Here is an 11979-nt window from a genome sequence, read left to right as displayed (position 1 = left end):
AACCACAAAATGTGACGCGTGACAATATTGCCATATTTATTGTGATTAGCGTTTGATTTTGGTTTTTTAGAATGAGTACTAGCCCATATGCTGTGGGCGATTGGGGAAGATTAAAAATAACACAGCGTTTTAATCAGAACGGCTTTATATGCGGTTTCACTGAATTATTACCAGCGATTATTAGGCTTACGCTGTGGTGCTGTGGTCAGGCTGCTTTTAGAGGCAGGTAAACTAAGATGATACCGAGCCGTAAAGTATCTGCAGCAATAGTGAATGACCTTACTTCCACTGCTTCCACTGCTCGCCGTGTGGCTAATCGTGAAGTGTGACTATTCGTTAAGTGTGGTTAATCGGGAAGTGCGAATACGGATAACAGGCAATAAAAAAGCCCGTGTATGGCTAACACAGGCTTTCATGTACGGTTTTGCTTAATTACAACTGAGCGATTACCAGCGATTCTTAGGCTTACGCTGTGGCTTAGGTAAGTAAACTAAGATGATACCGAGCAGTAAACCACCGATTGCAATAAAACCACCTTGCTGCCACATCTCGAAACGCTCGTTCTTCTGAATATTGGCTAACTTTGCTTTAGCGCTATCGCGTTCGTTACTCGCGCTGTCTAAGGCTTTCTGAGCTGTTGCAAGTTGAGACTTCACTTGGCTAAGCTCTTGAGCATTGCTGTCGCTACTGCTTAAGGCTGTTTCTAGCTCGGCTTTAGTCTGCTTAAGCTCGGCTTGAATTGCTGGAAGCTGCACACGAAGGCTTGGCTTGGCGCTAAGCATTTTAGTTTGGATCCAACCCTCACGATCTTTATGGTCGACTACTTTTGTGAAATCGCCTTGGGTTTCATTTAATGAGGTTACCTGTTGGCCAGCTTCAATGCTGCCTAAGATACGGAACTGCGTTCCAGGTCCACCATGAAGGTAGATGTAAACATCATCTGAGATGTAGCGCGTTTGGTTTGCAGCAAGCAAAGAAGGGGAAAGTAGCATCATTCCCGCAATAATTAGAATTCTTAACACTAATCGATTCTCATCTACGAAATATAGCCCACATGCTAGGGATTTAAAGGGGGTAATGCAAGTGGCAAAAGAGTGATAAAACGCAAAAGGGAAGTTTGATACAAAAATTATCAAACTTCCCTTAAAATTACGTCGTTTTTGTAAAGCGAATGTTACTCAACCTTAGTTGAAAATACCTTTAATCATGAAGAAGAATATGATTGAAAGAGCAGCACCAGCTGGAAGGGTAACAACCCAAGAAACTACGATGTTACGAACAACACCCATGTTAATTGCTGCAATACCGCGAGCCATACCTACTCCCAGAACTGCACCCACTAGGGTTTGTGTCGTTGAGATAGGAAGACCTGTACCAGACGCAATAACAACGGTTGACGCTGCTGCAAGCTCTGCAGCAAAACCACGACTTGGTGTTAGGTGAGTAATGTTCTTACCGATGGTCTGCATTACACGCTGACCAAAGATAGCAAGACCCAGAACGATACCGACAGCACCTAGTGGTAGGATCCACCAGACAAGTGGAGCTTTACTGCTGATCACACCGCCACTTTCTACAACTGACACTACAGCTGCTAGAGGGCCAATCGCGTTAGCTACGTCGTTAGAACCGTGAGCAAATGCCATACAACACGCGGTCACAACCATTAAGATAGCGAATACTTTCTCAACGTTACCGAACTGTGTTTGACGATCCGCTTTAGAGTCCATCTTAAGACGTTTAATCGCAATCATACCACCGATACCGACCAACACAGCTAGTATCAATGATAAGCCGTACGCTTCGACATTACTAAAATCGAGGCCGACATGCTTAAGGCCTTTCTTAACGGTTACTAGCGACATAACGAAGCCAGCAAGAGCCATATAGAAAGGAACGTAACGCTTCGCGTTCTCTAGTGGATTATCAGTGTTGAAAATGAGCTTTTGCACACTCTGGAATATTATAAAGGCGATAAAGCCTGATATTGCCGGGGTGACGACCCATGAACCAACGATACCACCCACTTTACCCCATTCAACAGCGTCACTACCAACACCTACAGCGGCGAAACCAACAATGGCGCCGACAATAGAGTGAGTGGTCGATACAGGCCAGCCCAGTGCCGAAGCAAAAATGAGCCAAATACCTGCAGCAAGCAATGCTGAAATCATACCGTAAACTAATAGTTCAGGAGATTGAGTGAAGTAAGATGAATCGATAATGCCATTACGGATCGTGTTGGTTACTTCACCACCAGCAAGATACGCACCAGCAAACTCAAATATCATAGCGATAATAATCGCTTGTTTAATTGTAATCGCATTCGAACCTACAGAGGTTCCCATTGCATTGGCTACGTCATTGGCGCCAATACCCCATGCCATTAAAAAGCCAAATAGCGCCGCAATACCAATAAGCCACGGGCCGTTGGTGACTAATACATCAACCATGTTGTTACCTTGATAATCTTTTGATTAGACGCGAGCTAACATTAGCTCTAAGCGAGAACCGACTCGTTCGGCAAGATCTGCCAAGTCACCAACCCACTCAATTATCTTGTAGAGGAACATTACATCTACAGGGTTTAATTCAGATTCGATGGAGAAAAGCTGTCTACGGATCTTAATCTGTAAATCATCAGTATCTTCTTCGATAGAATCTAACTCTGCGATCATTTTAGCGACAAGATCCACTTCACGGCCTCTGAAACCTGTTTCTAACAGATCATCGAGTTCGTTAATTGCTTCTTTAGACAGCGAGACTGCATCAATGCAGCGCTGTAAATAAGCAATAAATGGCTCTTGAATTACTTGAGGTAGCTCTAATTGTCGGCCAATGACGCGGCCGGAAATGTCTTTTGCTTTGTTAGCAATCTTATCTTGCTGGGTTAGTAGCTCCAGTAAGTCAGTGCGCTCGACAGGCATAAACAGACCGCCAGGCAGAGTTAAGCGGATCTCACGTTTTAGTGAATCTGCTTCTTGCTCTGCGAAGCTTATTTGCTTACGCAATTGAACGGCTTTGTCCCAGTCTCCTGCGACAGTAGCTTCAAAAAATGGGACAAGTAATGACGCACAGTCGTATACTTTGTCGATATGCTCTTGAAGAGGCTTAATTGGCGATTTTGCAAACACGCCTAAAATAGAGTTTACTGGCATTGCCGTGTACCTATTTTGGTTATTCCACTATTGGAAAAAGCGGGCGCATGTTAACCCAAGCGGCCGCGTAAGAAAACTGTGTTTTTCGATTTAGATTAACAGTTTTTTATTCTAGCTAGTTATATCCTAACTGCAAAGCGGATCCTACGGTTGTATTATTGCAGAAATATTACAGTGTGTAACTTTAGTGACAGTTTGATTAATTTTTGATGACAAGGTGAATAATACATCGATGGAAGCCGAGATTGAACTCAAACTTTTCTTTAATGAAAATAATAAGAAAAGCCTTATAAACCTGCTAGATAGCTTACCTAATTGCGATGCTAAAGGTATAGAAAAACTGACAAACAGTTACTTTGACACCCCTGACCTGACCTTAAGAAAGTGGGACATGGGACTGCGAGTTAGGGGCGTTAATCAACATTTAGAGCAAACAATTAAAACAAAAGGTCAGGTTGTTGGCGGGATCCACTCTCGACCTGAGTATAATGTTGATATAGATCAAAAATTTCCCCAATTAAATTTATTCCCAACTGAAATTTGGCCTGAACAGGAAAATATTGAGCAAACACAGTCGGCACTTTACTGTTTGTTTCATACTGATTTCGAGCGTCAGCGTTGGCATATTTTTGTCGATGACAGCTTGGTCGAGGTCGCCTTAGATATCGGTGAGATCCGTGTTAATGAAGCCGTAGATCCTATTTGTGAATTAGAATTTGAGCTATTAGCGGGTGATACCAGCGCGTTATTAACGTTAGCTGGTATCGTGAGCAGAGCAGTACCTGTACGTTTGGGCAAGGCCAGTAAAGCGCAGCGAGGTTACCGTTTAGCGGGCCAATCTAGCGCAGAAACTATTGATGCACTTAAGTTTATCGAGATTGAACCCCACCAGAGCCTAAAGCAAGTGGCCATTAACCTATTAACTCTGGGATTAGATCGTTGGCAAACCATAGAATCTATGCTGCTCGATCCTGAGCAAAATCTATTAGCATTGCCCATATTGAGTTATCGATTGCGGGCGTGTATCCGTTTGCTGAAAAGCACGCTAAAACAGTTCGAACTGCTTGAAGACTCTTTTCAAGCGGATTTTGATTGTATTGAGCAGCGACTCAATTTTATTGAAGAGGCGTTGAGTTTATACAGCATCATTGATGATGACGCGGCACTGATTGCTAAGTTACCTCAACAGCAAGCCTTGGTCGATGTCGCCTTGGTTAGCTTGCAGCAGTTAGATATCATCGGACATCTGGAGCAATTGCTGGCTGATATTTGCTACGGTAGGTTGCAAGTTCATTTGGTCGATCTATTGACCCAGATCGGCGATGGCCAAGTGAGCATTAATCGACAATTAGCACTCAGACACTTTGCTAACCAGATGCAGGAGAACTCCTGGCAACGGATCTTAGATGTGATGCCACTGGATAATGACTTAAGTAGCGCCGATTATCTCTCAGTTGCTAAGGCGCTAGATGACAGTATTTTTGTTGGTGTGGCCTATGGCGAGCTTTACTCAGAGAAGTCTCGTGATCAATTTAGAGCACCTTGGCAAGATTTAGCGTTAGGGATCCGAACCTTAGCCGCTTATCGTCAACTAAAGCTGATTAGTGAGATTGCATACTTAGATATTACAGACTGGCTCGAGAACAAAGAGCAGAGTTTAGTGCAAGCGATGGAATTTTCGCGCCGCAGCGCGATGAAAAATGAGCCCTATTGGCGCTAATCGCAATTAGTTTAACGATGTCATTCAGTTGAAAGAAGTGATACTCAACAACAAGCCCACGTGATGTGGGCTTTTTGTTTTTACGTTATTTTAGCTTTATAAAAAGAGCTTACGGTTGCTCAGGCTTGTCATTGTTGACTTGTTTAATCTCTTGTTTCAGCTCGGCTATTTCCGCGAGTAACATCTGTTGATTTTTCTCCATCCTAATCAAGCTAGTATTGAGTTCAGAGCGTAACTCCTCAGTGTGACTATCGAGTTTTTCTGTTTCATCAGGCGACACAAAAACAGATGCCATATAACCTGAAATGACCCCAAAAAAGCTCACGCCACAGACAATAACAACGGCACCAATAATGTGGCCCGCAGTCGTTACAGGGTAGTAATCACCATAGCCGACGGTAGAGATAGTGACTAACGCCCACCAGACCGCGCTTTCGGCGGTGTCGATATTGGCGCCTTCAACACCACTCTCAACAATCAGTACTAATACAGACGAGAAGGTTAAGATGGTGATAAGTGCAACTAACAAGCTAGCAATGGTGGCTTGCCTGCGCTGTTTGAGCATGGGAACGATAAGCGAGCGAGTCATACGGATAAGCCGCACAACTCGCAAAATCTGGAATAGACGCGCCATTCTAAGGGCTTCAATGGCGGGGATACTGGCGATAAAATCGATCCAATGGCCTTTTAGGTAGTCGGTTTTATCGCTTGCTTTAAAGAGTTCGTAAAAGAAATTAGACATGAAGATAAGGCAGATACTGAAATCTATCATAAACAGCAAGCGCTTGGTTTCCTCGTTAACTCGACCAAACGTGAGTACGAGTACCACAACCACTGACAGCAGAGATAGCAGCATCATCGCGAGCTGAATTGGAGTGGGAGGCGTTTCCGGCTGCAGTAGCCAGCGCTTTTTATTTGCCATGGCTTAGATCCATCTATTTCGGTACCACTTACTTTCCAGATGGCACCTGAGTTTGTGCCTATTTATCAGCACTAAATTGTATTAGATCATCTAACACATATTTCTTAATTTCAAGTTGTTGCTCTGCAGAGAGGTTATATTTCTCAGCTAAAATTTCATAATCACTGGGGCTGAGCGATACGGTTAGGCGCGGGCGCTTAGGCCGTTTAGTCACACTTAATCCCAATATTTCTCTGATCTGATCAGATGGGCTCACCCCTGCATCGAGCGCTGCTTTACGAATGGCATACTGGAATTTTTCATCCATATCGAAGGCAATTTGCGTCGCTTTGGCTGCTTTTTGATTTTGTTGCCACTGTGCGGGTAAGGTCTTTTTTTGTTTGGTCATGGGTGCGGTACCTGAATTTTTCATCCGTAAAATAACATGCGGAGTATGGCTTATGCTACCACTCACCGGAGCTGAAACAAAAAATGGCTCTAAAACAGAATGTTTTAGAACCATTAGTTTATGTGCCAGGCCAATATTCTCGAATATCAGTCAGTGGACGGTAGAGGGTTAACATGACATCTGTTTCGCCTCCTTCATACACTTCTATATCGACAGCCTTGTCTTCATCATCGTCTAGTAGTTGATAAGACTCAAACGCGTCGCCAGTAGACCCGTCCGCGTCTTGCGGCGGTCTTAGGCCACGGTAGTCTTGGCGATGGAAATAGCCAAAACTGCCTGACGTCACCTGATGATAGTGAGGTGATAACCACTGCTCATAATCATTCAACTCAGCTGACAGCGTTTGTGTATCAAGCTCGGCTTTACCAGCTTCTTCGAAAATGTCACTAAACTGATCAAGATCGAAAAGTTGTTCAACTAGGCCTCGATTCACTTTAATCGAGAGGGCTAAGTAAGTTTCATCGTCTTCATCGAGACTGAGAAAAATAGCATCACCACTATGGCCCTTTAACACCCATTCAGTTTGTTGCTTACGCTGATACTCGTAAGTATTCACCGCTTCAACTCGCAGTTGCTGACCACGAAGTTGTGGTGGCAAGGCAAAACTGTCATCAAGGGAGATCATATCTCCCTTGTTGAGTTTTGATGGGTGGTCGAGTTGACGTTTAGGTTCCTCTTTTTTGCCAAATAGGCTGCTTAGAAATCCCACGTCAGTCTCCTTTAGCCTTTACGTGCTTTAATGCGATCAAGCACAGCATTTGCGTTAGACTTCTGCTCACCAATACCCGCTTGGGCTAGTTTGTCATGCAGTGCCTTGTCGCTATTCTCTTCCGCTAAGGTTTCAGAAGCCTTTAGACGGTCGTCAAATGACTGCTGACGTGCCTTGATGCGCTCAAGAGAATCTTTAGCGTTAAGCAGCTTTGAGTTGCTGCCAGCAAACGAGTCGGTAATCGTCGCCGTCGCTTTCTGTACGCTTTCAGTGGTCTTAACCATAGTCAATTGACGTTGGTAATCAGTCAATTGGCGTTCAGTTTTACGCACTAGCTCTTTTAGACGAGTCGCATGGGCGCTAAAGCTGTCGTTAGCAGACTGTTGATCTGCTAGTTCTTGATCAAGCTGTGCAATCTTTTCAGCCACTTCAAGTGCTAGAGGCTCGTTACCTTTTTCAAGGGCTTGAGTCACATAGCCTTCGTGCTCTGCTACAGAGCGCTTTAGGCGATCGACTTCACGGCTAGCTTGCATCTCTTTTGCCATCACTTCCGTTAAGTCACGCTTAGCTTTAGTGAGGTGTTTTTCTGCATCACGGATCTCTTGTTCAAAAATACGTGTAGAGTTTGCATCAACGATGCCTTGGCCAACTTCAGTAGCGCCGCCACGGAAGGCCGTAAGAATTTTGTTTAGAATGCCCATAATGTGGCTCCTTTATTTAAGGTAATCGACAAGTTCGTCGATAACTTCGAGACAGTTATCAGAAAGTACTGATAGTTCTTGTTCTATCTCTTGCATGCTTGAGTGCACAGATAGTGCGCCGTAGACCACGTATTTATCGTCAATTTTGGCAAACGATGACAGTGGCATTGGAATGTTGAGCTCTAACATGGTCTCAAACATCTCGCTGCGGCGCTCTTGATTTACTTCGTCCTCGCCCCATAAATAACTGATGCAAAGGATCTGGTTGTCCGTTACCGATACAAATACCGGGATCTCTTCTCGGCCAACAACATTAACTTGTAAAACTTCCACGTCACCATTAATTGGATAACAATCAAATTGAAAGCCAGTATGGCTGTTGTCGCCAAGTTCATTTAGGTGGTTGGCAATTGTGTGGATATTCATATTTGTCCTTATTGACATATTATGTCTGTGATTAAAGATAACACCGCGACATAATATGTCAAGTGCTATCTTTACGATTCAAAAATAAACTCTACTGATTTTCTAACCAAGCCTGCTGATGGTATTGATACAGCTGGCTTGAACCTAAAACATTGGGCTTAATCTCTGGCTTGTCCTGGTAAAAATTCCCCGGAAACTCAAAGGCGGCATGGATTAGACCTGGAGTTAGCCAAGGATCGTCAACGGGCAGTTGCTGCACACTTTGTAGCCTAACTCGAGCACTTTTACCACCTAAGGTGGCAATGCTCCAGCCCCATTCACCAAAACTAGGTACGTTATGGTGGTACTGATCGACATTAAATCCGGCAAGCTCCAAAGTCTTGCCGACAGAGATAAAGGCATTAGGGGCATGATAAGGTGACGTCGACTGTATGGTTAAGGCAGCGTCATTGCTCATTAGTTCCTTAAGCTTTAAATAGAAAGCGTCGGAATAGAGCTTGTTAAGGTCTGGATGGCTAGGGTCGGGTAGGTCGACAATAATGGCGTCGAACTTCTCCTCTTTCGCCAGCAGTTTATCGACACCGTTAAAGGCATCGTCATACATAATTCTTACCCGTGGGTCGTTAAGCGCATTCTGGTTGAGTGCCAATAGTGCCTTACTCAAATTCTCAGGCATATCACTCGATGGTTGCTTAAAAAGATTAACCAATTCGCTGTCTAGATCCATCAGGGTGACTTGCTTAGGTTGCCACTGCAGCACTTGAGTTAAGCCAAGACCATCGCCGCCGCCAATGATTAACACCTTGTCGTGACGAGCACTGGCCGCCATGGTCGGATGTACTAAGAATGAGTGGTAGATATGCTCATCACTGCTAGAGAACTGCAAGCGACCATTGATATACAGTGAATGCACAGGCCCTAGACCGTTGCCTCTTAAACGCTCGGTAAAGGTCAGCTGCTGAAAGCGAGTCGCCTTGGCATAAACCACCTTGTCTTTATAAAGCAGATTATTAAAATTCTGCTCCCATTGAGGACCATGTAGGGCTAGCAGTACCAAAATCCCGGTCGCGATAAAATGACCCACTAACAGTAGCTTTACATGACGAATTTGATGCCAGAAGCGCCAGATAAAGATAAAACCAGCTAGTAGATTAAAGCTCGCCGTGAGCGCCGCCGCCAGCTGAATATCGATCGCCAACATAAAGCCGACCCAGATAGCCGCGCCAATACCTGCGCCAACATAGTCTGCGCCATAGATGGTGCCGGCGTTGTGCATTAGGTGCGCCTCAGACAAAGCTTGGCGCACCCTTGCGATCAGTGGGATCTCCATGCCTATCATTAGGCCGAGCAATACGCCCCACACATAAGGCAGATATTCGCTAAGTTTTTGTAAGGCACCAATAAAGCCGCCATCGGGGAGCTGATCTGCTGGCAGGCCTAAGGTATTCGCAATGATTAAGGGTAATTGCTGGCCAAAGCCAATAACGGCGGCGGTGATTAAGATAGCCAGTGAGCCACACAGGGCAACACACAGTTCTAAAACGGCAAAACCGGTAAAGGCGCAGCGAATTTTACGGGCGGCAAAAGCGCCGACTCCCATAGAGACGATCATGAGGCCGATCATGGTGTAAATGGCGGCTTCGAGCGCGCCTAGAATACGTCCGGCATAATGTGATAACAGGTATTCATAAATCAGGCCGCAGCCCGCGAGCACGGCCATAATACCGAGTAGTAATATATCATCGAACCAGCCGAGTTTGCCTGATTCTATGGTGTCATTATTGGTTGAAGTCGTCGTGCTGCTTGAGTCGGTTTGCATTGGGTGTCAGTTGCTTATTGATTAGAGATAGTTTGTATTGGAGATATTTTTTATTAGAGATCGTTTTTACGGATGATCGCGAAATAAGATAAGAGAAAAGGGAGCGTATCAAGCGCTCCCTTTATCTCATCTAAGCCATCAAGGCGGCGAGGATAATCGCGATAGACACGCTAATAGCCATCTCGACGAAAGCCAGACCGATGTTATGCTGCTTTTCAACTTCTTCGCATAGGTTGATCTTGGCCAGCACCAACTTTTTAATCAAGGTGATCAGTAGTGATAGAGAAAGTAGCATCACCACAGAGAAGATTAACCAGCCGATTAGATTTGCCACATAGGCGTGTGGGTCAAAGATAATAAAGTGGCTAGCAGCATTAAAGCTAAATGCCATGGCAAGCATATAGCCGCTATGGCGAATGGCCAATGCCACATGTCCTTCGGCGATAGCCTTTTGCATCGATGCACCTTGGTTACGCTTGGCATAGCGGTTCTCACGGCCACGAGTCAGCAGTACTAACATCAGCTGTGAAATAACAAAGACACTAAAAATAGCAATAAAGGTGTAAACGGTAAGATCTTCTGCCCACATTAATACCGAGCGAATAATAATCGCAGTGGCAATCGCGGCGCTCGCATCAACAATCGCAACAGAGACATTGCCCTTGATGATTAAGGCATTTTTATCAATATCGTTTAGCGCAATTTTATCATGTAAAAAACGACCGAGCTTAATCAATACCAGACCAAACAAACCGTAGGCCGTCATGCCAATGGCTTCAACCAAGTACGACTCGGCGGCTTCACCGGTAATCGCCCCCGTTAGTACAATACCTAGCGCCATTACTGCGCCGGCAGTACTAATACCAAAAGCAAAGTTATCGTTTTCAGCCAGTTCGTGGCGACTATTGACCTTAATCGTCCAGCCTTGCAGGTAACGCATTAATGTTAAAAGCAATACTGCAATGGCGATATCGATGACCAGAATAATCAGTAGATCGAGAGTGAGGCCATAGTTTTCTAAAAATGTCATAAAAGTTCCTTAATTATTTGCCTCGGCGAACACCGCGAGTGGTACGACTGCTGGAATTACGGAAGCTGCTGTCCTTAGAGTAGTTAGAGCGGAACTTGCTCTTGCTGCTCGCAGTGCGTCCTGTTGAACTGGCTTTTGGGGTACTGCTACTTTGTCTCGAAAGGCTCGTTGAGCCGGTACGCGACTTGGCGTAGGGGCTATCAAACTTACGACCTTGAGAATTAAACTGTTTCTTAGTGCGCTCATAGGTTTGAGTCTGTGCTCTAGCCTGTTTTGGCGAGGTGTAGCGGTAGCGGCCAACATCGTTGTAATAGCTATAGTTACGGCGACTCGACCAGCGATCGTAGCCAATTGGACCGCGAGTCAGGTTAGAGAACATGGAGTACATGCCGTACCAAGCCCAAAATGACATGCCATTAGAGCCCGTTTGCCAGCTACCGTAAGAGGGGTTACCCACTAACTGACTACCCGCGCCAAAGTCTTCGGCGCCATTAGCAAGCGCTGCGGCTTCACGGCTAATGGAGTTCACCCTTGCGAGCGCGCCATCAGACATGTCAGCGACCACGTTGAGGGGATCTGACAGCATATCGTTGTACAAGCTTGGATCGGCTGCTTGGTAGAGGTTTTCAACTTCAGTCAGCTGCTGATCGAGATCGATAAAATTGGCTGGATTTTGAGATTCAGTCAATCGCCGCGTCAGCGAGGTAAACATCGGGCCACGGTTAGTAGCGTCGGTGGCAAGCTCGTTGAGCAGTGGGCTTAAGTCTGGTTTTTGCCTTTCCAATACTTGGGTGTATTGTTTGAGCAAATTAGCATTACGTACCTGACCGTCGCTCAGCATAGTGCTCAGAGTATCGAGGCGTTGCTGAGTCAGCTGCTGATACTTTGCAATTTGCTCTGGTCTATCATCGCCACATCCTGCGAGGGCGAGTGCCAGTATGACGGTGAGAACGCGGGTTAGCATTCCTGCCATAGTTTCTCCAAATTCGATTGTTTTGCTTAAAGTGGCCAAATCACTATCACCAAATGCGAGGATATACTGAGCC

General features: G+C 45.2%; 12 protein-coding genes. 1 reads left to right on the top strand and 11 read right to left on the bottom strand.

Annotated features, from left to right (window positions below):
* Positions 1–446: 446 nt before the first annotated feature.
* From SHAL_RS18525 to SHAL_RS18515, 3 genes are all read right to left on the bottom strand, one after another.
* On the bottom strand, positions 447–992 hold the full coding sequence (locus SHAL_RS18525; RefSeq protein ID WP_083758346.1) for a TIGR04211 family SH3 domain-containing protein: 546 nt from the start codon (positions 990–992) through the stop codon (positions 447–449).
* Between the two features lie 192 nt (positions 993–1184).
* Entirely contained in the window at positions 1185–2453 is a 1269-nt protein-coding gene (locus SHAL_RS18520) for an inorganic phosphate transporter (protein WP_012278644.1), read from the bottom strand.
* A 24-nt stretch (positions 2454–2477) separates the two neighbouring features.
* The gene (locus SHAL_RS18515; RefSeq protein WP_012278643.1) at positions 2478–3158 is read right to left on the bottom strand and encodes a TIGR00153 family protein; all 681 of its coding nucleotides are present in this window, start codon (positions 3156–3158) and stop codon (positions 2478–2480) included.
* 232 nt (positions 3159–3390) lie between these two features.
* Between SHAL_RS18515 and SHAL_RS18510 the strand changes: the two genes are divergently transcribed.
* Positions 3391–4878, top strand: a complete 1488-nt coding sequence (locus SHAL_RS18510) for a CYTH domain-containing protein (protein WP_012278642.1) — start codon at positions 3391–3393, stop codon at positions 4876–4878.
* Positions 4879–4987: 109 nt separating this feature from the next.
* Here the strand turns inward: SHAL_RS18510 and SHAL_RS18505 are convergent, their stop codons facing one another.
* The 8 genes from SHAL_RS18505 to SHAL_RS18470 form a co-directional block, all read right to left on the bottom strand.
* On the bottom strand, positions 4988–5800 hold the full coding sequence (locus SHAL_RS18505) for a potassium channel family protein (RefSeq protein WP_012278641.1): 813 nt from the start codon (positions 5798–5800) through the stop codon (positions 4988–4990).
* A gap of 58 nt (positions 5801–5858) precedes the next feature.
* Complete coding sequence (locus tag SHAL_RS18500; RefSeq protein ID WP_012278640.1) at positions 5859–6188, bottom strand: hypothetical protein; 330 nt, start codon at positions 6186–6188, stop codon at positions 5859–5861.
* A gap of 118 nt (positions 6189–6306) precedes the next feature.
* Entirely contained in the window at positions 6307–6957 is a 651-nt protein-coding gene (locus SHAL_RS18495; protein WP_012278639.1) for a hypothetical protein, read from the bottom strand.
* 11 nt (positions 6958–6968) lie between these two features.
* Complete coding sequence (locus tag SHAL_RS18490; protein ID WP_012278638.1) at positions 6969–7658, bottom strand: PspA/IM30 family protein; 690 nt, start codon at positions 7656–7658, stop codon at positions 6969–6971.
* Between the two features lie 12 nt (positions 7659–7670).
* A complete protein-coding gene (locus tag SHAL_RS18485) occupies positions 7671–8084 on the bottom strand; it encodes a YjfI family protein (protein WP_012278637.1) in 414 nt (137 codons plus the stop codon).
* Between the two features lie 91 nt (positions 8085–8175).
* On the bottom strand, positions 8176–9903 hold the full coding sequence (locus SHAL_RS18480; RefSeq protein ID WP_012278636.1) for a polyamine aminopropyltransferase: 1728 nt from the start codon (positions 9901–9903) through the stop codon (positions 8176–8178).
* Positions 9904–10033: 130 nt separating this feature from the next.
* Positions 10034–10933, bottom strand: coding sequence for a DUF350 domain-containing protein (locus SHAL_RS18475; RefSeq protein WP_012278635.1), 900 nt, complete (start codon positions 10931–10933; stop codon positions 10034–10036).
* Positions 10934–10946: 13 nt separating this feature from the next.
* A complete protein-coding gene (locus SHAL_RS18470) occupies positions 10947–11906 on the bottom strand; it encodes a hypothetical protein (protein ID WP_012278634.1) in 960 nt (319 codons plus the stop codon).
* Between the last annotated feature and the right edge of the window lie 73 nt (positions 11907–11979).

This window comes from Shewanella halifaxensis HAW-EB4 (genome assembly GCF_000019185.1).
GTDB lineage: Bacteria > Pseudomonadota > Gammaproteobacteria > Enterobacterales > Shewanellaceae > Shewanella > Shewanella halifaxensis.
The sequence above is the reverse complement of the archived record's forward strand: the minus strand, read 5'-3'. Positions and strand labels throughout refer to the sequence as shown.